Source organism: Maridesulfovibrio frigidus DSM 17176 (assembly GCF_000711735.1).
GTDB lineage: Bacteria > Desulfobacterota > Desulfovibrionia > Desulfovibrionales > Desulfovibrionaceae > Maridesulfovibrio > Maridesulfovibrio frigidus.
Genome location: NZ_JONL01000006.1, coordinates 86888 through 108123, shown reverse-complemented (window position 1 = coordinate 108123; position 21236 = coordinate 86888). Strand labels below are relative to the sequence as shown.

At 43.6% G+C, this 21236-nt stretch carries 18 protein-coding genes; 5 read left to right on the top strand and 13 right to left on the bottom strand.

Annotated elements, in window-relative coordinates; all coding sequences use genetic code 11:
- The first annotated feature begins 88 nt into the window (after nucleotides 1-88).
- From BR06_RS0112560 to BR06_RS0112540, 5 genes are all read left to right on the top strand, one after another.
- Nucleotides 89-2401, top strand: coding sequence for an endonuclease MutS2 (locus BR06_RS0112560; protein WP_031483575.1), 2313 nt, complete (start codon nucleotides 89-91; stop codon nucleotides 2399-2401).
- A gap of 64 nt (nucleotides 2402-2465) precedes the next feature.
- A complete protein-coding gene (dnaG, locus tag BR06_RS0112555; protein WP_034603038.1) occupies nucleotides 2466-4196 on the top strand; it encodes a DNA primase in 1731 nt (576 codons plus the stop codon).
- Nucleotides 4183-5940: an RNA polymerase sigma factor RpoD gene (gene rpoD / locus BR06_RS0112550; RefSeq protein WP_031483570.1), complete on the top strand. Its 1758-nt coding sequence runs from the start codon at nucleotides 4183-4185 to the stop codon at nucleotides 5938-5940. Before dnaG ends, rpoD begins: the two co-directional genes overlap by 14 nt.
- Nucleotides 5941-6090: 150 nt before the next feature.
- Nucleotides 6091-7041, top strand: a complete 951-nt coding sequence (gene cbiB, locus BR06_RS0112545; RefSeq protein WP_031483568.1) for an adenosylcobinamide-phosphate synthase CbiB — start codon at nucleotides 6091-6093, stop codon at nucleotides 7039-7041.
- 219 nt (nucleotides 7042-7260) lie between these two features.
- Complete coding sequence (locus BR06_RS0112540; protein WP_031483566.1) at nucleotides 7261-9228, top strand: ArnT family glycosyltransferase; 1968 nt, start codon at nucleotides 7261-7263, stop codon at nucleotides 9226-9228.
- 114 nt (nucleotides 9229-9342) lie between these two features.
- Here BR06_RS0112540 and proC read toward each other — a convergent pair whose 3' ends face one another.
- The 13 genes from proC to dut form a co-directional block, all read right to left on the bottom strand.
- Nucleotides 9343-10146 carry a pyrroline-5-carboxylate reductase gene (gene proC, locus BR06_RS0112535; protein WP_031483565.1) on the bottom strand — a complete coding sequence of 268 codons (804 nt, stop codon included), beginning with the start codon at nucleotides 10144-10146 and terminating at the stop codon, nucleotides 9343-9345.
- 1 nt (nucleotide 10147) lies between these two features.
- A complete protein-coding gene (ndk, locus tag BR06_RS0112530) occupies nucleotides 10148-10567 on the bottom strand; it encodes a nucleoside-diphosphate kinase (RefSeq protein WP_031483563.1) in 420 nt (139 codons plus the stop codon).
- Nucleotides 10568-10651: 84 nt separating this feature from the next.
- Entirely contained in the window at nucleotides 10652-11446 is a 795-nt protein-coding gene (locus BR06_RS0112525; protein WP_031483561.1) for an ABC transporter ATP-binding protein, read from the bottom strand.
- Complete coding sequence (locus tag BR06_RS0112520) at nucleotides 11439-12350, bottom strand: ABC transporter permease (RefSeq protein WP_211252481.1); 912 nt, start codon at nucleotides 12348-12350, stop codon at nucleotides 11439-11441. The genes BR06_RS0112525 and BR06_RS0112520 overlap by 8 nt, the downstream gene beginning before the upstream one ends.
- 167 nt (nucleotides 12351-12517) lie before the next feature.
- Entirely contained in the window at nucleotides 12518-13468 is a 951-nt protein-coding gene (locus BR06_RS0112515) for an ABC transporter substrate-binding protein (protein WP_031483557.1), read from the bottom strand.
- A 181-nt stretch (nucleotides 13469-13649) separates the two neighbouring features.
- Complete coding sequence (locus tag BR06_RS0112510) at nucleotides 13650-14915, bottom strand: divergent polysaccharide deacetylase family protein (RefSeq protein ID WP_031483555.1); 1266 nt, start codon at nucleotides 14913-14915, stop codon at nucleotides 13650-13652.
- A gap of 17 nt (nucleotides 14916-14932) precedes the next feature.
- Nucleotides 14933-16210 (bottom strand): S41 family peptidase, encoded by a 1278-nt coding sequence (locus BR06_RS0112505; RefSeq protein WP_031483553.1) that lies wholly within the window; start codon nucleotides 16208-16210, stop codon nucleotides 14933-14935.
- A gap of 49 nt (nucleotides 16211-16259) precedes the next feature.
- The gene (locus BR06_RS0112500) at nucleotides 16260-17390 is read right to left on the bottom strand and encodes a murein hydrolase activator EnvC family protein (RefSeq protein ID WP_031483551.1); all 1131 of its coding nucleotides are present in this window, start codon (nucleotides 17388-17390) and stop codon (nucleotides 16260-16262) included.
- 13 nt (nucleotides 17391-17403) lie between these two features.
- The gene (locus tag BR06_RS0112495; RefSeq protein ID WP_031483548.1) at nucleotides 17404-18057 is read right to left on the bottom strand and encodes an endonuclease III domain-containing protein; all 654 of its coding nucleotides are present in this window, start codon (nucleotides 18055-18057) and stop codon (nucleotides 17404-17406) included.
- Between the two features lie 41 nt (nucleotides 18058-18098).
- Entirely contained in the window at nucleotides 18099-18971 is an 873-nt protein-coding gene (locus BR06_RS0112490; protein WP_031483546.1) for a 50S ribosomal protein L11 methyltransferase, read from the bottom strand.
- A 102-nt stretch (nucleotides 18972-19073) separates the two neighbouring features.
- On the bottom strand, nucleotides 19074-19283 hold the full coding sequence (locus BR06_RS0112485) for a hypothetical protein (protein WP_031483544.1): 210 nt from the start codon (nucleotides 19281-19283) through the stop codon (nucleotides 19074-19076).
- 88 nt (nucleotides 19284-19371) lie between these two features.
- Nucleotides 19372-20574 (bottom strand): aspartate aminotransferase family protein, encoded by a 1203-nt coding sequence (locus BR06_RS0112480; RefSeq protein WP_031483543.1) that lies wholly within the window; start codon nucleotides 20572-20574, stop codon nucleotides 19372-19374.
- A 30-nt stretch (nucleotides 20575-20604) separates the two neighbouring features.
- Entirely contained in the window at nucleotides 20605-21078 is a 474-nt protein-coding gene (gene dut, locus BR06_RS0112475; RefSeq protein ID WP_031483541.1) for a dUTP diphosphatase, read from the bottom strand.
- Nucleotides 21079-21236: the final 158 nt, after the last annotated feature.

Below are 21236 nucleotides of genomic sequence, written 5' to 3'. Positions count from 1 at the left end.
AATCCGGGGCTGTTTTGCCGTTTTTTTGGTATTGGACCCTGATATTTCAGGGTAATGTTGCTCAAACCTCTTCCCCTACTGGAATGCTATGGAACCTAGATCTCTTCAATTACTTGAGTTTCCAAAGGTTCTCAAAGTACTAGCAAATTTCGCTGTGTCTTCTTCTGGAGCGCAGGCATGTCTTGATCTTTCCCCTATGCGGGAAGCTGATGCCATCAACGAATTGTCCCGATTTTTTAGACAGGGACAGAACTTTTCAAAAGAAACCGGTTTTAAACTCAGCATATTCCCTCCACTCGAAGGTCTTTTTGAGTTTTTAGACAAACCAGCCAATGTTCTTGATAATGATGCGCTTTTCGCTCTTATCCAGACTCTTGGCCAGGCTCGCATACTCAAAGAAGCGTTATCTATTTCAGAAAAACGTGAATGGGATTGTATTGTCGGTTTCATTGATGCTATTGTTTGGCCCGAAAAAACTTTTTCAGGACTCAAACGTTGTATCGATCAAGATGGTCATATCAAAGATGAAAGCTCGCCTGAACTTTATGATGTAAGGCAGTCCCTCAGAGGACTTCATCAGCGCTGCTCTAAAAAGGTTCGCGACTACATTCACGGCGAAGATATCAGCCGTTTTATGCAGGACGATTTCATGACGATTTCGTCTGATCGCTATGTTCTGCCTCTCAAATCAAATTTCAAAGGCCGTTTACAGGGAATCATTCACAGTTATTCAAATACTGGTGAAACCTGTTATTTTGAGCCTCTGTTTCTGGTAGAACTTAATAATACCATGCAGGAGCTTAAGCAGAGAGAAAGACAGGAAGAACTGAAGATCCTGACTTACCTTACAGGGCTTGTACGCGCCGAACTTCCGCAGTGTGAAGCCGCGTATGGTTTCCTTATAGATTATGATGTATTGCAAGCTAAAATACTATTCGCAGATTCTTTAAATGCTGTTGCGGTAGATGTTGAAGCCGGAGCAGGGTTTAATTTGACCGGAGCGCGGCATCCCTTGCTTGTGGCATCCGAAATCGGAGTTCATCCACTAAATGTTGAACTTCCTCCTGATCAACGAGTTCTGATCCTCAGTGGTGGTAATGCTGGTGGTAAGACTGTGTGCCTTAAGACGGTGGGTATCCTTGCCGCAATGGCTTTCAGTGGTATTCCGGTTACTGTTGAGAAGGGATCAATTCTTCCGCTGTTTAAAGAAATTTTTGTTATTATAGGTGATGAGCAGTCTCTCGAAGAGAATGTAAGTACATTTTCAGCTCAGATTCAGTCCATCAGCCGTATCTGGGATTCAATGGATTCCTCAACCTTATTCATTTTAGATGAATTTGGTTCAGGTACTGATCCGGCTCAGGGCGCAGCGCTTGCTCAGGCTGTAGTTGATGGACTCCTTGAAAATAAAGTGACTTGTTTCGCGGCAACTCATTTTCCTGCTCTAAAGACTTACGCTCTTGTTACTGAGGGTGTTCGTGCTGCTAGTGTCCTCTTTGATCCTAGCACTAAAAAACCATTATTCAGTATTGCATATGATCAGGTCGGTGCTTCTATTGCGCTTGATGTTGCTCGTGAGCACGGTTTTCCTGAATCTCTTATTTCTAAAGCTGAGCAGTACCTGCTTATGGACGGCTCGGAGACTGGTTCGGTCATGAGTCGTTTGAATGACCTTGCTGTCACTAGAGAACGCGAGCTTGATGAACTTAGTAGGGACCGCGAAAAGCTGAATAAAAAACGTGCTAAACTTGAAGAACGTTTTGAGAAAGAACGTATCTCCGTTTTGAAAGATGTTAAGGCTCAGGCGCAATCAGTTTTGAAAGAATGGCAAGATGGCAAAATAGGCCGTAAACAGGCGCTTAAGAAGCTTGCTGATGCACGCGGTAAAATCGGTGGAGATGACAAGCCTAAGGTGGAAATTAAGCCGTTCTCATTTGAAGATATTAAAGTCGGTTCAAATATTTTAAATATAAATTGGGCACGTAAAGGTATAGTTCTTGAGAAAGATGACCGAAAAAAACGTGTGAAGGTTGATATGGACGGGGTCGCCATGTGGATGCCCGCCGATCAGCTTGGTCCTGTTGAAAAAGAGGGTCAGCCTTCAAGCTTTAAGGGACGCGCTTCTGATGTCAATTCTGCCGATACATCTCGTGGAGATTTGTGTCTCAAGATTGACTTACGTGGAAAGCGTGCTGATATAGCCATCAGTGAACTCGGTAAGTTTTTTGATCAGGCTTTACTGCGCGGAGCAACTTCTCTCGAGATTGTTCATGGGCGCGGGACAGGAGCTTTAAGGCGTGAGGTGCATATTTTTCTAGACGGTAATCCCGCAATTGCAAGTTTTGCATTTGCTCCTGAAGATCAGGGCGGAGACGGTATGACTAAGGTCGAACTGGCTTAGTGCAAAATATTTCCAGTTGTGTTACGGGTTTGCAGGGCGGGATATTGGCAATGGAGGGTTTTCTTTGGACAGAGCAGCTATAGAAGCTATCAAAGAGCGTCTCGACATAGTCGATATTGTTAGACGATACGTTGAACTTAAGCCTGTTTCCGGTAGGTTTATGGGACTTTGTCCGTTTCATCAGGAGAAGTCTGCATCTTTCAGTGTGAATAGTGATGAAGGGTTTTATTATTGTTTCGGCTGTCAGGCTTCGGGCGATATTTTTACTTTTTATTCTGAGATTAACGGACTTGAATTCAAAGACGCTTTAGAACAGCTTGCCGGAGAGGCGGGTGTTGAGCTTACTCCGGGCAAAGTTGACCCGGGAGCTGCAAAAAGAAGTTCCGAGCGCAAAACTTTTCTCGAGATGCATGAGAAGGCCGCAGAATATTATTCCCGTCTTCTTAAGCTTCCCGAAGGACGAACTGCCCGTACTTACCTTGAAAAAAGGGGAGTAGATGCTGCAACCATGGATGCTTTTGGGGTTGGGTGCAGCTCTGACGATTGGCAGGGGTTAGAGAAATTTTTGGTATCTAAAGGTTATTCTGCCGAGCAAGGGGTCCGTGCTGGACTTCTTTCTCAAAATGCAAAAGGCCGGACATATGATAGATTTCGTGGAAGATTAATTTTTCCTATAAAAAATTTATCGGGCCGAGTCATTGCTTTTGGCGGAAGAATAATTATTGAAGGAGAACCAAAGTATTTAAATAGCAGTGACACCCCGATTTATAAGAAGGGTGAACACCTCTATGGACTTTCACAGGCACGGACATCTATTTCCCAAACTAAGCAGGCTCTGCTTACCGAGGGGTACATGGATGTTATTGCTCTGCACCAATTTGGTTATGCCAATTCTTGCGGAGTGCTTGGAACAGCTTTAACTCCCGAACAGGTCAAAAGGCTTTCGGGTTTTTGTTCAAAAGTAATTCTCGTTTTTGACGGGGATAGTGCAGGGCTTAAAGCAGCTCTTCGCAGTTCTGAAATGATTTTAACGCAGGGTGTTTCCTGCGATGTAATAGTTCTTCCCGACGGGGAAGACGTTGATAGTATCCTTCAGGCCCGCGGCGCTGAAGGTTTTCAGGTTTTTCTGGATGAAGCTACAGAGGGGCTGGATTTTTGTCTGACTACTCTCAAAGCGGGGTATTCTCCCCGTGAGATTATGGATTGGGCGCAGGACTTTTTAAAGAATATGTCCAGTGCTTCACTTAAAGCCTTTTATCACCCCAAGGTCGCAACCGGTCTCGGGGTAGCTGAAGCAGGGCTGAATTCGGCTTTTTCCGGTGTTTTGGGTAAATCTTCGACTCCTGTTGCTAAAAAAGAACGGCCTCGTGCTGTTGCTTCGGTCGGTGGACAGGAGAAAGATGATAAAATTTTCTTGAGATATGCTGTTCAGCATCCTGAACATGTCACCGAACTCTCGGAACGGGGAATCGCGCAAGTCCTAACCTCACATTGGGGCAAATTGTTGTGGCCAAAACTCATGGCACACAGCGGGCAGGACATAATGCCGTACCTTGACGATTCTGAGAAGCGATTCTGGGCGAGCTGTAGAATGGAAGATCCATTTTCCCGCGAAGACCTGGAAGAAGAATGGCGACATGTTTGTATGGTGATTGCTAAGAGGCGATATGAAGCAGGCAGGAAACAACTTGCTGATGCTATGCGTCGTGCTCAGGCAGAAGGCGATTTAGACCGCGTTAACGCGTATCTCAAAGTTCTGAACGACTCTGTATGGAGGGATGATGGGCAATATTAAAGATATTCTGGCGATTAAGACTCTTATTTCCGAAGGAAAGAAACAAGGTTTTCTTACCTTTGAACAGCTTGGCAAGGCTCTGCCTGCTGAATTTAATGAGGCTAAACAGCTTGAAGATGTAATTAAGATTTTTGATCAGTTGAACATTGCCATCGTTAATACCATTGAAGATGGTAAAAAACTGATGGATGACGGTGCTGGTTCTGATGATGAGATTAGTCTTGTTGAGAGTACCGAAGACGCTATAGATTTCGTTTCCCGCAGTACTGACCCCGTTCGTATGTATTTACGTGAGATGGGCGCTGTTGGCTTGCTTGATCGTGAGGGCGAAGTTGTTATCGCTAAGAAGATCGAAAACGGAGAAATGGAAGTTCTTTATGCTCTGGTTGAAATTCCAGTAGCCATTGAAGAGCTTATCCGTGTCGGTGAATTTCTCGATGATTCCCGCATTAAGTTGAAAGATGTTGTTAAAACCATCGAAGAAGATGACCCAAGCGAAGACGAGATGAATCAGCGTCAGCGCGTAATCTTCCTGCTTGATGAAGTTAAAAAGATCTATAAGAAGAAGAAAAAAATATACGAAAAGCTTGATTACTGTGCACAGACAGACCGCAGGGTTTATGGCGTGCAGATGGAAATCATGACTTACAAGCAGGAAATTGTTGATCGCCTGCGTGATATAAAAATTGAAAAGACACTTGTTGATTCAATTATTGAAACTGTCGGTGACTACGTTAGACAGATGCACAACTGTCAGCGTGACCTTTCTGCTTACATACTCTCCACTGGTAAAACTCAGCAGGAGATTAAAGATCTTTTCAAAAAGATCGATGACAGAGAGATTAACCCTGTTGCAGCATCCGATGAATTGAATCTGACTGTAGATGAATTGTTCTCCTTTAAGGAAATGATTTCAGGTAAGATGGAAATTCTGGTTCGCCTTCAGGAAAAATGTTGCCATGACGTTTATGACCTCGAAGAAGTTGTTTGGCGTATTAAGCACGGAAACAGATCTGCTATGCAGGCTAAGCAGGAGCTCATCAGAGCTAACCTTAGACTTGTTGTTTCCATTGCTAAAAAATACACCAACCGCGGATTACAGTTCCTTGATCTCATTCAGGAAGGTAATATCGGCCTTATGAAGGCTGTTGATAAGTTTGAATACCAGCGTGGTTACAAGTTCTCCACATACGCAACATGGTGGATTAGACAGGCTATTACCCGCGCCATTGCGGATCAGGCCCGTACTATTCGTATTCCTGTGCATATGATTGAGACTATTAATAAGCTGATCAGAACTTCCCGCTACCTCGTTCAGGAACTAGGACGTGACCCAGCTCCGGAAGAAATTGCTGAGCGCATGGATTACCCACTCGAAAAGGTTAAAAAAGTCCTTAAGATCGCCAAGGAACCGATTTCTCTTGAAACACCAATTGGTGATGAAGAAGATTCCAGCCTCGGTGACTTTATTGAAGATAAAAAAGCTACTGCTCCTGCTGAAGAAGTCGTAAGTACTAAACTCGGTGAGCAAATAGCAACTGTCCTTTCTGATCTTACCCCGCGTGAAGAACAAGTTCTTCGCAAAAGGTTTGGTATCGGCGAAAAGTCTGATCACACTCTTGAAGAGGTTGGTAAGCTTTTCAATGTTACTAGAGAACGTATTCGTCAGATTGAGGCCAAGGCTCTAAGAAAGCTACGGCATCCTGTTCGCAGTGCACTTCTTCGCTCCTATTACGAAAATTAATATTTAAATGCGGCACAGAATTTATTCCGTGCCGCATTTTTTTGTGATATAAATGTAGTCGCTCAATCCCTGACGGGAGTGAGCATAATCTTTTTTTATGCATTTAAAATTAGTCGCCGTTAACGATTTAAAAGTCGAGGATGAAAGCTTATGGATAATTCAACTGTAGTATTTCTTGTTCCCGTAATAGCTCTTTTGCTAGATCTCTTCTTAAATGGTCCAAGCTGGTTCCCTCACCCTGTCCGCTTTTTGGGTATGGGGCTTGATTGGTATGATAAATGGGTCAGATCCACTTCACTTTCCCCTAAAATTATGGGCGGATTAGGAGTTATAGGATTCTGTCTTGTTATTTGGTGTGTTATAAAAATGCTCCTAGCTATTCCACTTATTGGAGTGCTAATCGGACTTTACCTCGCTTATGCAGGTCTTGCTCTTGGCGCACTTCTATCAGAATGTCGCAATGCGGCTTCGCTTCTCGATCAGGGTAAGATTGAAGCAGCGCGCACAACCATTGCAATGCTTGTTAGCCGTGATGTTGCTGATCTAGATGAAGCAGGTCTTCGTAAGGCTCTTGCTGAAACTACAAGTGAAAACTTGAATGACGGCTTTGTTGCTCCATTTTTCTACCTTGTTGTTGCCGGACCTGCTGGAATGTGGGTTTACAAAACTATCAGCACCATGGATTCCATGTGGGGATACAAAAATGAGCAGTACAAAGAGTTCGGATGTTTCGCAGCAAAAGCTGACGATATCTTGGCTTTCATACCAGCTCGTATAACTGGATTCATGATGCTTGCTGCGGGACGTATCCTCAAATTAGATTGGGAACGCACCTACGAAAATCTGCTTGATGATGCAGCTAAAACAGAAAGCCCTAATGCTGGTTGGCCTATGGCTGCGGCAGCTTGGCTTCTTGGCGCACAGATGGGCGGCAAGGCAACTTATTTCGGTGAAGAAATAGAAAAACCTGTCATCGGCCCTGTCGGTGAGTGGACTTCTTCGAAACTGAAAAGACTCGGAACACTCATGCTTTACAGTGCAATCATGAGTGCTATCCTTTTAGACATTTACTTTTTGCTAATCTGGATTTCAGAAATGTAAGAAGTTAATTCAAAGTGAATTAATATTAAGGGAGGTCGCAAGCGGCCTCCCTTTTTTTATGGGCAACAGCTTAAAGATGCGGCATAAAAAAAACTGTTCAAAATTAAGCAATAACGGTAATTGCTCAGTAGTTTAAATCTGAACACGTCAGAGCTAAGTTATAGCTCTCTTAATAATATTCCAGTTGCCTCACTTCAATTTTTACGGAGCTTTCTTACTATGTCTGAAAATTCAAGCAAAAATAAAATAATAATAATTCTGCTTTCATTGGCAATTATCCTTTTCGCAGCGGCAACATGGCTTGCTATAAATAAGTCGCTGGTAAAGCCCGAGAACTCATATCTTGCGGCTCACCCAAAAGCTGAATGGATCAGACTGGATATCCCGTTTAGGTTGAATGCTCGTAACAATGGCTCAGAAATGACCCTGTTCCGTACCACTTTTGACCTAACTGACGATAAAACAGCCAAGCTTAATTTTAAAGCTTTCCGTGGGGCAGGAGTCTGGCTGGATGGCAAGCCTCTTCTGAAATCTGACGGGGACCTCAACGATTGGCGTGATGAAAAAGTTATCGATTTGCCCTCTCTTAAAGTCGGAAAGCATGAGCTAAAAATTGCTGTTGTGAATAACAATGCTCACCCGATGCTGCTAGCGTGGTCAGATGAGCTTGGACTTTCAAGCGGAAGTGGATGGGAAGCGAGTAGGGACGATTATGTATGGAACCCCGCTCTAAATGCCGGAAAGTCAGGATCAGTTTTAATCAGTAACAAATTTAAAAGGGCGGATCAGGCTCTTCTACATTCGCTACCTTATATGCTGTGTGTTTTCGTTCTTGTCGCAGGATTTATATGGATGCGTGATCAGGATAAACTCCCCGCAGCAGTCAGTAAAATTATGATCACACCCAAAGCTTTTAAGATCGCGCTGATCTTTCTTTGGTCAGTGATGGCGTTGAATAATTTTAATATTTTGCCATTAAAGCTAGGTATGGATTCAACTGGTCATTTTACCTACATCCAATATGTCGCGGACAATTTAAGTCTGCCAAGCCCTATTGAAGGGTGGCAAATGTTCCAGCCTCCGCTGTACTATGTCATTTCAGCCGTAGCATATAAAATTCTGACCACTATGATGGGGGTAGAAAGCGCCCTGTACTGGCTCCGCTTAATCCCACTGGCATGTGGAGCTATAATGATAGAAGTCTGTTATAGAAGCGCAAAGTTAGTATTTGCTGAGAACAAAACCTTACAGGTTATAGCAACCTTACTTGGCGGATTCATGCCTATGAATTTCGTGATGTCACAGTTCTGGGGAAACGAACCGCTTGCAGCAGTTTTTTCTGGATTGACCATACTGATGGCACTTACGCTCATTATTCAAGAAGATAAGCGCAATCTAAAATCCTACGCACTGTTAGGATTATTTATGGGGTTAGCAATCCTTACCAAGGCAACCGCAAGTCTGCTTATCCCTCTTTGCCTGTTCTTCGTGCCTCTAGTCGTGCTTTCATCTAAAAAGGATACTACCGCGCATCAATTTAATCCTATCGCAGGCATGGCTCTTTCTGCGCTTATTACGGCATTGGTTAGCGGCTGGTATTATCTTCGTAATTTCTATGAGTACGGTAAGCCGTTTATAGGCGGCTGGGATGCAATGCGCGAGATTGTCTGGTGGCAGGATCATGGCTACCGTATATGGGAGCATTTTGTGACTTTCGGAAGTTCACTACTGCGCCCGATATATTCTACAACAAACGGACTATGGGACGGGATTTACGCAACATTGTGGCTCGATGGAAATTTAAGTGGAATTAGCAAGTTTGCAAGCCGACCACCGTGGAATGACGATCTTATGGTCGCATCTGCGCTACTGGCACTTGTGCCGTCCATCTGGATTTTAATCGGGATCGCAAGGACTTTTATAGCTCCGGTAAAGGGAGTCATGAACGGCAGAATGTTTCTTGTAGGATGCGTGGTAATTTACTTCACAGCAGTAACCTACCTTTACTTGAACCTGCCAATCTACAGCACTGCTAAAGCTAGCTATACTCTAGGTCTATTACCGTGCTTCGGAATATTAGCGACTGTAGGAGTGGAGCCATTCTTGAAAAATAAAGTGCTTAAAGCGATAACGTGTGGATTTTTGGGAGTGTGGGCAAGTACGGTTTATTTGACTTACTTTGTGTAAGAATATTTACTGCTCCTGTGAACTTTCCCCAAATAAAAGTTTTGGGGAAAGGGGGAGTCCAAAGGGGGAAAACACTTTTTTTAAAAAAGGGTTTTCCCCCTTTGGTCTTAATATCTATTTTTGGCCGAGTTCAACGCTGCGTTCATAGCTTTCGCGGACTGCGTCTATGATGTTTGCGCGTGTGGCTGTGCGGTCCAGATGGACCAATGCCTGTACGGTTGTGCCTCCGGGGGAGGTTACCATTTCGCGCAACTCGCTGACGTGGAAATCACTTTCCTGTGCCAGTTTCGTAGACCCTTCAAAGAGCTTTTCAACCATTTTGGTTGCAGGCTCCCGAGGTAGTCCGAGAGATACGGCTGATTCGATCATGGCTTCCATAAAATAGAAGACATAAGCAGGGCCGGACCCTATGACGCCTGTGAAAGTATCAAATTGGCTTTCGGCTAGTATATATACATCACCTAAAGGTTTGAACATTTCGCGTGCGAAAGAATTTTGCTCTTCGCTGATGTGTGTGTCGTCAAGGCAGACTGCAAATACTCCGGCATTAACTAATGCGGGAGTGTTAGGCATAACCCTTACAATGGGGCACCTGTTTTCGCTGGAATCTTTGAGCGAGCTTACAGTTAGTCCGGCTGCGATTGATACAATGCATTTGGACTCATCAAGTTCAGGCGCAATTTCTTCAAGAACTGTGGCCGCGTGCTGTGGTTTGACACATAGCACGATGTAGTCGGATTCCTTGGCAAGATCGCGAGCTGTATCCATCTTGGTCAGCCCAGTCTCTTCGGCAAGAAGGCCAAGTGCCGTTTTATTTAAGTCAAAGCCGAGTACGTTGAGATTATCATCGCCCGCCATGCCTTTAATAATGGCGGCTCCCATGTTGCCAGTGCCTATGAATCCGACGTTTTTAGTCATACTAGTTTACCAACTCGAGGGAGCTGAAGAAGTAAGGTACTTCAATTGCAGCAGTGTCAGGACCGTCAGATCCGTGACATGCGTTAGCTTCGATGCTTGCGCCGAAAGCTTTACGGATAGTTCCTTCAACAGCGTCAGCAGGGTTGGTTGCGCCCATGAGATCGCGGTAACGTTTGATAGCGTTGTCGCCTTCAAATACGGAAACTACACAAGGTCCGGACATCATGTATTCGACTAGCTCACCAAAGAAAGGACGTTCGCTGTGAACAGCGTAGAAACCTTCAGCCTGAGTTTTAGTCAAGTGGATCATTTTAGTAGCTTTAATTGTAAGGCCTGCATCAGAAACCATTTTCAAGATATCGCCGACTTTGTTGTTAGCAACTGCATCTGGTTTGATGATAGAAAAAGTAAGCTCTGCCATTTTAAAATCCTCCAAAGTGTATTGTTTTCTGCGGTTTTTCGCATAATTCAGGGTAGCACCCTGCTAAATAAAATCGTGACTGCTTTAAGAAAAAAGCATTCTGTCAGAAGCCACGCTCTCGCCACGAAAGGTGTAGAACCTTTCTAGAAGGTCTTCAACTTTTAATCCCTTCTTTTCCTTCCCGGAAATATCTAAAATAATCTGCCCCTGATGAAGCATGATTAGTCTATTACCCATGCTAATGGCCTGATTCATATTATGAGTCACCATTAATGTGGTCAGTTCGTCTCTGTGAACGACGGTGTCGGTTATATCAAGAATTTTCTGTCCTGTCTTGGGGTCAAGTGCCGCCGTATGTTCATCTAGAAGCAAGACGTCCGGGCGGGTCATTGTTGCCATGATCATGGTCAGAGCCTGACGCTGTCCACCTGATAAAAGTCCTACTTGATCAGTCAGGCGATTCTCGAGTCCTAGACCTAGCGTTGACAGTTGTTCTTTAAACAGCAGCCTGTCTTTTGCGCGTACTCCAAGTCCCAGCCCACGTCGTTTGCCGCGTTTAAGCGCAAGGGCCATGTTCTGCTCAATGGTCAGTGATGTACAAGTTCCAAGTAGCGGATCTTGGAAAACTCTACCGAGATTTCTAGCCCGTTTGTGCTCAGGCCATACGGTAACGTCATTACCATTGATAGAAATGGTTCCGCTGGAAAGAATGAAAGTACCAGCAATGGAGTTTAGAAAAGTTGATTTGCCAGCTCCGTTTGAGCCGATAATTGTTATGAAATCGCCTTTGTCTACTTCAAGGTCAATTCCGCGTAGGGCTTGAACTTTGTTTACGCTGTTGGGATTAAACGTTTTGGCGGCTTTATTAATATTAAGCATTGGAGCGAAGCCTCCTACCTAGAACGTTTGCTTTGATCTGCGGAGAGACCAGCGCGGCGATTACAAGAACGGCCGTGACCAGATTAAGGTCACTCGGGGTGAACGCAAAGTCGCCGATTCTCATGCCGAGCGCAAGTGCTATTGCGACACGGTAGAGGACAGAGCCGAGCACTGCGGAAATCATTGCGGCAGTGACACTTCGTGTACTAAAAATTGTTTCACCGATAATTACTGAAGCCAGCCCTGCGATGATGGTTCCGATGCCCATATTTACGTCTGCGGAACCTTGATTCTGAGCTACCAGTGCTCCGGACAGCGCGACCATTGCATTTGAAAGACCCACGCCGAATATTATAATCATGTCACGGTTAACACCAAGGCTGGTGATCATCTTAGGATTGTCACCTGTTGCCAGAACAGCAAGTCCGAATGACGTTTTCAGAAACCAGATTAGTGCGGCGAGTGCGATGATTGAAACTATCGCGAAAAGTATTGGAGTCGAAATATAAGGGGCGAGTCCTGTGAATTCCATGAACTGGTCTATCAAAGTATCTTGACCTAGCAAGGTCATATTTGGACGGCCCATGATACGTATATTGATTGAATATAATGATATCATGGTCAGGATGGATGCCAGTAAGTGGAGTATCTTGAATTTGGTATTGAGAATACCTGTGACTGCTCCGGCAATGAATCCCGCGCCCACAGCCATGCTCATGGCGATAGCAGGATGATATCCGTTAGTGATGGCAACAGCAGACACCGCAGCGCCAAGCGGCAGACTTCCGTCAACCGTCAGGTCTGGAAAGTCCAGCACTCTAAATGTTAGATATACACCTAGAACCATCAGCCCGAAGGCGAATCCTTGTTCAAGCGCACCCATAAAAGCGTATAAGCTGATCATCTGATAATTGGGGTAATAAGTTTATCCACGCCGGGCATTATAAAAAAGAAAAGGCGCGGTTCATCCGCGCCTTTAACTCGATTGTCTAGATTTGGCAAATTATGAATTCAGAGCGCGCTTCAACATAATATTGTAAGCGTTGTATAATAAACGATTTAGTGCCTAGTTTATTTAACGATTTCGTCCGCTCTGCTCATAACCTGCTTTGGAATGGCAATGCCCATTTTTTCCGCTGCGGATGGGTTAATGAATAGCTGTAAATTCTGTAGAGATTCAACTGGCATGGAGGCAGGTTTCGCGTTGCCGGAAAGAATGCGGACAGCCATATCTGCAGACTGAAGACCCATGCGGTAGTAGTCTACTGCTAGGGCGGCGATAGTACCACGTTTTACCGAATCGGTGTCAGCTGAAAATATAGGGAGCTTGTTCTGTCTGCATACTTTGATTGCAGCTTCAAGGCCGGAAACAACAGTGTTGTCGACAGGAATGTAGATAGCTTCACATTTCCCAACAAGGGATTTAGCTGCCTGATATACGCCGCTTGAGTTGGCTATTGATGCTTCTTCTACTTTGATACCAAATTCCGCACATACTTCTTTAAGTATTTTTATGAGTACAACGGAGTTGGATTCGCCTGCGTTGTAGATGGTCCCGAGGGATTTAATCTCAGGCATAAATTCCCTAATAAGTTCAACCTGACGGCGGATAGGACTCATGTCTGTCATGCCGGTAATATTATTACCGGGGTTCATTAAACTTTTAACCAGTCCCGCGGCAACGGGGTCGGTTACTCCTGTGAAAATGATAGGTATATCTTTAATTTTCTGAGCAACTGCTTGCGATGAGGGGGTGGTAATGGCTAAAATTAGATCAGGATTTTCTCCCTTAATCTGACTTGCAATTTGGGTGTTTGTTGCCTGATTGCCTTGTGCAATATGAACGTTGTACTGAACGTTAACATCGGCTTCTTTGAGGCGCTCTTGAAATCCTTTCCGCATTGAATCGAGAGCAGGGTGCTCAACAATCTGGGTAATGGATACGGTATAACTCTGCGCTGAATGGATAACTGGTACTACGACCATGAAAATGAGCACCATGAAAAGTAGGATTTTTTTCATCCGGATATACCTTTGATTTAGAAATTTTTGATTGTTTAATTTGGCCTGAAATAGGTAATCAAGTCAAGTCCCTGTAAGATTCATATGGGGTAAAAAACACATTAATAGCTGGAAAGCTACCCATTTATTGAAAAAGTTTAGAGAAAGTCATGAGTTACGACGAAAAAATAAATATTGATATTTAACTACGTGGAGCTAACTTCTCAACTGCAACAACTTTTATTTTACCCTTGATCTCTTTGGACCACAGTTTAATAGCAGCTACTGTTTCGCGGTTGGGATGGCCAATCGCTATTGATTGACCTTTTTGGCGGGCAATTTTAGCCGCTTTATTCAATTGGAATTTAATGGCTGCCACGTCTTTAACATTGTCGAGAAAGATGTTGCGCTCATATAAAGTTACGTGTCCATTTTTAGCGGCAGTATTAGCGGCACTTTTAGCCGTGGTGCGGCTGTCTAAAAAGAACAAACCGTTTTGGCGTAAGGGAACCATTACTTCAGTCATACCTGCTAGATTCTCTGTGAAACGCGAACCCATGTGGTTGTTAAGTCCCGTTGCGTCAGGTATTTTTTTCATAGCCGAGATTATGCGGTCATGAATAGTTTTTGCTTTCATGCCGATCAGCAGAGAGTCTGCGCCCGGATTAACTTTCGGATATCCTTTAGGCTGCATGGGAAGGTGGATCATTATTTCATTCCCACTTTTCTTGGCAATCAAAGCAACTTTACCCGCGTGTGAACTGTTGGGCCAAATGGAAAAAGTTACGGGAACATCTAAATCCGCTAGTTTTTGAGCAAGACCAATATCTTCGCCCATATCGTCAATGACAATCGCCATTTTAGGCGCATTGGGATCTATTACGACTGCGACTGGTTTTTTAGGTGTAATAATTTGATCTATAAAAAATTTGTGAGTTGGAACTTCATTTATACTAAGTAGCCAGTACCCTTCGGATAACTTGCTTATATCAGCATTCAGACCTGCACTGTTTAGCTTCTTTTTGACACTTTCAATAAAGATAGAGCTGTCTGTGCTAAGTGGAAAACGAAGCTGTTGAAAATGAAATGAGTTTCCCTGATGTTTTTTTAGCGTTACGTCTTCAATCTTTAGCTTAGCCATTGAGACGTGAGCATCTTTAAGGGCATTGATTAAAGAGAGATCGGCAATTTTTACTAAATCTTCGAGGTCGTCTTCAATTATTTCTTCATAGTTATTGGTTGCATTTTGAGATGTAAAACCTTGCTGATCCTGAGGAATGGCCTGCTGATTGTCTGCGACAGTTTCAGCACCGCCATAGAACAACAAAGCAATGACAATACAAATGAATGCTGCTGTTGCTACTGTGGCTACAACTACCGCTAACGGGCTTGAAAGATAAGCCCGAGCTCCCGGAATTTCTTCCGGGGTTTCGGGCTTATCATTTTGATCCGAAGTATTATTTTCCACTTCAGTTTATCCTAATGCTATTTAATTTCCTTTAAACGTGGAAGCTGCTTCACCAACTGAAGGCTTAGTCTGATCTGGTTGTCTCTTTCAAGCATTTTTAGTGCTTTATCATCTTGCTTCGAGTCCTTATCGGACTTTTTGTCACCGTTATTTTCGAGATGTCTGGACAAATCCTGTTCACGGACAATGAAGCGGTCATCTTTTTCATCTTTAGAAGGAGGGATGAAAGGATAGATGATGTCAGGGTCAATTCCTTCAGCCTGAATGGAGCGACCACTCGGGGTGTAGTAAAGAGCTGTGGTCAGTTTTATTCCTGATCCGTCAGCCATTGGGATAATGGTCTGTACTGAACCTTTACCAAATGTACGCTCACCTACAAGAAGTGCTCTGTTATGATCTTTCAGTGCGCCAGCTACGATCTCTGATGCGGAAGCAGAACCGGCATTAATGAGTGTTACGATAGGAACGTCGGCAAAGCCTGCGTTACCTTCCGCCATGAAGTCTTTTCTACTATTTTTATCACGACCTTCGATGTAAACGAGGATCCCTTTGTCGATAAAGGCATCTGCCACTGAGGCAGCCTGAGTAAGAAGTCCGCCAGGATTGTTGCGTAAATCCAGAACAATTCCTTTGAGCTCATTAGATTTTTTGTAGTTATTCAGAGCCTTGAGCATTTCGCTTGTAGTGTTTTCACTGAAGCGGGTAAGTCTAAGGTATAGGTAGCCTTTTTCAAGCTCTTGATTTTTTACACTTTTGATCTTGATAGAGTCGCGGGTGATAGTGACTTTAACGGGCTTGTTGTCATCTTTATGAAGGATTGTGAGGATGACATCAGTTCCGCGTTTACCTCTGATTTTGCTGACAGCCTCCATCAGGGTAATGGACTGAGTCGGTGTCCCATCGATTTCAAGGATCAAGTCGCCTGATTGAAGTCCAGCCTTATATGCGGGAGTGTCTTCAATTGGTGAAATTACAGTTAAACGACCTTTTTCAAGGCTGATTTCGATGCCGATGCCGCTGAAGGCACCACTAGTTGCTTCCTGCATCTCCTTGAAATCATCAGCTGAAAGAAATGTGGAATGCGGGTCAAGCTGCTCGAGCATACCTTTTACCGCATCATCGACAAGTTCTTTGCGAGAAATGTCTTTTACATAATTATGTTCAACTAAGTCTAATACTTGGCTGAATCTGCGTAAAGGTTTGAAGCGTGCATCATCAACGGCTTCTGTTGGTTGCGGCGCGGCAGAAATTACTAAAAGGCAGATTATGGCTATCATCCATAAAGTTTTTCTCATTTGTTCCTCCAGCTTAGTGAGTGCTGTATCTTGCTAAAGTTATTACTAATTATTGTTTAGAAAGCCATTTTTGCGGATTAACGGGTTTCTGGTGAAAACGCAATTCAAAATATAATCCGGTATCTTTTAAGTTGGGGTAGTATCCGGTTTTTCCAATAATTTCATCTTTTTCAACTTCCTGTCCGGTTTTAACGAAGCTTTCAGCTAAATAAGCGTACAAGGAGTAATAATTGTATCCGTGGTATATGATAACAACGCGTCCAAATCCTCTAAGTGTATCATTGTGAACAACTTTTCCCCAGAAGATAGAGTTGACATTAACATTACCATTTGTCTTGTAGCCAGTGCCTCGCACAGGTGGCTTGGCAAAAGGTTTAAATTTAATTTTAATCTTTCCATCGCAAGGATTCGGCAGTGAACCTTTAAAAGTCAGAATCTTTTTGCTGGTAAGGCTTTTGAGTTTGTAATTCAGTTTGTTAATTGTATCAAGAAGACCTTTCAACTCTTGTTCTCGGGTGAGTTTCATGGATCTTATGCTTCTTATACCTGAAAGGAGTTTGAGCTTACCCTTTAGTAGGACGTCTTTTGTTTTGTTGATATCAACCATTTTGCTTTCAGCTTTACTACGAAGTTCAGCCTGAACTTCAAGGTTTTCTGAAATCATTTTTGCTTTTTCTTCAGCTCTGGTCAGTTCTTTTTTAGCGTCCTTATAAATAGACGCAAGCCAGACAAAATTGCGGTCGGAACCTTCCCAGTCCTCAAGAGACCCGAACTTGTTTTCAAGTTTACGTGAATGAATCGGCCATAACTTGGTGAGCATTACTTTTAAATTACTAACTATTATTTCAAGTTCATCTTGAAGAACATCCTGCTCTAATTTTGCAGCTTCTTCATCTTCAACAATTTTTGTATGTTCGTCTTCACTTCTGAACAGTGTACGTTCTACCTCGGTAATTCTATCTTCAACTGCAGCAAGTTCCCCGAAAATCTCACGTTCTTTGCGGGTGAGTTTCAGCAGAACTTTTTTTTGTTTTTTAATATTTTGCTTTTGGTCTTTAATTTCTTCACGAATTCTGCCCACAGCTGAGCTTTCCGTCTGCGAAGATTTCGCCGGTAGCGGGAAAAGAAGTATAATGGCTGCCAAGATGAGCAGCACAGGCCTGAGAGAAACTTTGTGCATATTACCTGTTAATTCAGCTTTGAAGAAATTTGCCAAGCGGGCATCTCTCACAATCTGGGTTCGTTTTTTTGCACCACTCTTTAGCCGTTTTTACCAGAAGAGCGTGGAATTCATTGAAAAGTTGAACGTCTTCTGTCAGCACATCAGCGAAAAAACTTTGAAGTTCGTGGTAATCAATATCCTCGTGCACAAGCATATGTCTATTAAAAATCCTGCGTGTGTAAGCATCTACCACAAATGATGGTTTTTCGAGCGCGTAAAGAAGTATGGAATCCGCTGTTTCAGGACCTATTCCTTTGACGGAAAGAAGCATTTCGCGCAGCTCGGATGTTTCAAATCCGGATAAATCCGTGACACATTCCGCTGAGTTCTTTTCAAGTAAATCAAGAAAGTTTAATAAACGATCGGATTTTATGCGGAAGAAGCCTGACGGTCTGATCAGGTCCTGTAGTTCAGCAATGGAAAGACTTCTCATCCCCTGAACTGTCAGCGCATCGTTTGCCTTAAGATTGGCAATTGCTTTCTCGACGTTTTTCCAGTTCGTATTCTGAACAAGTATAGCCCCGACCGCGATTTCAAATGGCGAATCTCCTGGCCACCAATGGGATGGACCTAATTCCGCAGACAGGGTCTCATAGTATTCCATGAGAAGGGCTTCTCTGTTCATATTAACTTATTTTCGCTTATTGGGTTTGTTTCAGCCGTTTTCTAGCTGTCGATAGCGCCAGTGTTTTCCCAGAGCAAACCTGCCCATTCACCGTCTATGAAAATTTCAGGAGCTGGTAATCCTTTTGTGATGTAAGCCTTAGCTACATTTTCGGCCTGTTCATTCAGTATACCTGATAGAATTAGGATCGAATTTTCTTTTAGCCTTCCGATAACGTCCGGAGAAAGTTCAATTAGCGGCCCGGACAGAATGTTGGCGACAACAAGGTCGTATTTCAGACTTGGATCAATACAATCCGCACTGCCGACCGCAAGAGTTATATCGTCTTCAACATCGTTGTTCTGCATGTTTTCCAGAGCGCATACGATTGATTGCGGGTCAATATCCACGCCTGTTCCTTTGAGTCCAAGCTTGGCAAGGGCTATGGAAAGGATAGCTGAACCAGTGCCGAGATCGAAAAATGACATTTCTGGATTAAGCTTTCCTTCGCGGGAAAGTTTACTGATAAGTTCAAGGCAAAGCGCAGTGGTGGGGTGGCCGCCAGTACCAAAGGCCATCTTAGGCTCGATTACTATCTGAGTCAGTCCTTCGGTCTTCTTTTCTAAAAGCCATGGTGGCAATATTTCAAACATATCTCCGCACACGACAGGGACAAAAAATTCTTTCCAAGCAAGTCCCCAATTCTCATCTTCAATTTCTTCGCCAATGCATCCGGCATCCGGCCAACGTTTCTGAATTTCAGCTACGATTTCAGAACCTAGAGGGTGGTCTTCGAGATGAATTGTGTAAAATATAGAATCATCATCTTGCGGTTTTTCTTCCCAGCCATGAGCAACTCTTCCGGAAAGGTAAACCTGACATTCATCCATTTCAGTTTCAGGAAGCGTAAATTGAATTTTAAGAAGTTTGGACATTGTCAGCCTTATTTATTTTTTTTGGAATTTTATTAAAAAAAAGCCCAAATACTCACGCACAAAAAAGCGCGTTACTATTGGGCTTTTGATTTAGAGATGTTGTTAAATCATTTGATCAATAATGGAGCCTTTACCTGTTAACCTGTTTAAGGTTGCCGCGGCACTTCTATCAAGGTCTGCTTCATGTGCTCTTAGCGCAACATCGCTCATGTCGTTAGCAACAAGCTCAGGGCGCTCTGTCTTGGCAACAGGCGTAACAGACGTATCTTGAACTCCGCCCTCTACAGGGGTGGATAATGCTACCGTGTCCATAAGTATCTCTCCATTTTTTCCTAGTCTATACTACAAAGGTAAGTTTGGGTAGATTGCTGGTCAAGGGTTAACAGGTATCATTAGCTCATTAATCCATTTTCGCAAGCAGGGAGTCCAAAGCATCAAGAAATACGACAAGGTCCTGCTTATCAATTGTAAGAGCGGGCAAGAGTCTTAAAATTGTCCCTTTGGTGAGATTAAGGATAAACCCTTTCTCACGAAGTTTGGTAAAGACTTCACTTCCGTCAAATCCCAGTTCAACACCGAGCATAAGGCCGAGACCTCTGACGGAATTAATTTTACCGGGATACTTATCTTTCATTTTGTTTGCTTCACCCATGAAGAATGCGCCCAGTTCTGCCGCCCGTTCATCAAGTTTATTCTCTGTCATAATGTCGAGAACTTTTGATGAAACTTTTGAAACCAGCGCGCCGCCGCCAAAAGTAGTGGCATGGGAGCCGGGGGTGAATCCTTTTGCAGCCTTATCGGTTGCAAGCATGGCTCCCATTGGGAGTCCGTTTGCAAGAGCCTTGGCAGAAGTGAAAATGTCAGGAGTGATTCCGTAATGCTGATGCGCCCACCATTTACCTGTCCGGCAAAGTCCAGACTGAATTTCGTCAACTATCAGCAAAATGTCTTTTTCTTTCGCTAGAGCTATAATACCGTCAACATAATCATGATCCAGTGGATTAATACCGCCTTCACCCTGAACCATCTCAATCATTATTGCAGCTGTTTTGCCACTCACTGCTGATGTTAGAGCTTCAATGTCATTGACCGGAACATAGGAGAACCCTTCCGGAAGCGGTCCGAAACCGTCTTTAATGGGACCTGTTTGACCTGTTGCGGTTAGAGTTGCGAGAGTTCTGCCATGGAAAGATCCTTCGAGTGTAATAATCTCGTAGGCGTCTCTTTCTTTAACAGTCCGCATGTACCGCCTTGCGAGTTTAATTGCCGCTTCGTTTGCTTCGGCTCCAGAGTTGGAAAAGAAAACCTTGTCTGCACCGCATGTGGCGAGGAGCTTTTCAGCGCACTCAACCTGTTCTGCCTGATAGAAAAGATTGCTAACCTGTACAAGCTTGCGGGCTTGCTCAGCCATCACATCTGCAAGGTCATCACGGCAGTGGCCGAGGTTCGCTACAGATATGCCGGATAGTAGGTCTATGTATTCACGACCTGCGAGATCCCAAAGCCTGCTACCTTTTGCTTTGGTTACATCAACGGGATATCTGCCGTAGGTGTTGCAGATAACTTTATTATTTTTTTCGACCAGCGATTCATATTTAGTCATGATATTTCCATTTATTAATAGGTATGATATTTATTTTTTACCAGTGTGGCCGAAACCACCTGCGCCGCGTTCTGTTGAAGACAGTTCTTCGCAGGGGATAATGGTGGCGTGGTAATAGGGCATAAAAACTAATTGTGCTATGCGCTGTCCGCGCTCAATTCGTCGCACGCTATCAGACGTATTTAATAATGAAACTTTAATCTCTCCGCGATAATCGGGATCAATAACACCGACCCCCTGGCTGACTGTGAGGCCGTCTTTTGTGCCTAGTCCACTGCGGGAGTAAATGAATCCAGCAATACCTTGCGCCATGATCTCTATTGCAATCCCTACCGGAAAGGCAAATTTTTCGCCCGGTTTAATCTCTATAAACTCAGGCTTTATGCATGCTCTAAGGTCTATTCCTGCAGAATTAGGAGTGGAATAGTCCATGCCGCTTTCTTGCGCGATATCACTGATAAATTTAACTTTAACTTCGATAGAATTTGTAATTGAGCTAGTCATCAATCTTTTCCTTTTAGAAATATTCGAATTCCGAAGAATGCTCTTACAAGTTCGCCATGTCAACTTTCTCACCTAATTATTACTGAACGGTCTTGAGAAATTCACCTGAATAGTGCAAATAATAAAAATAAGTGTATAAGGTTCAGGTTTTCTGATAT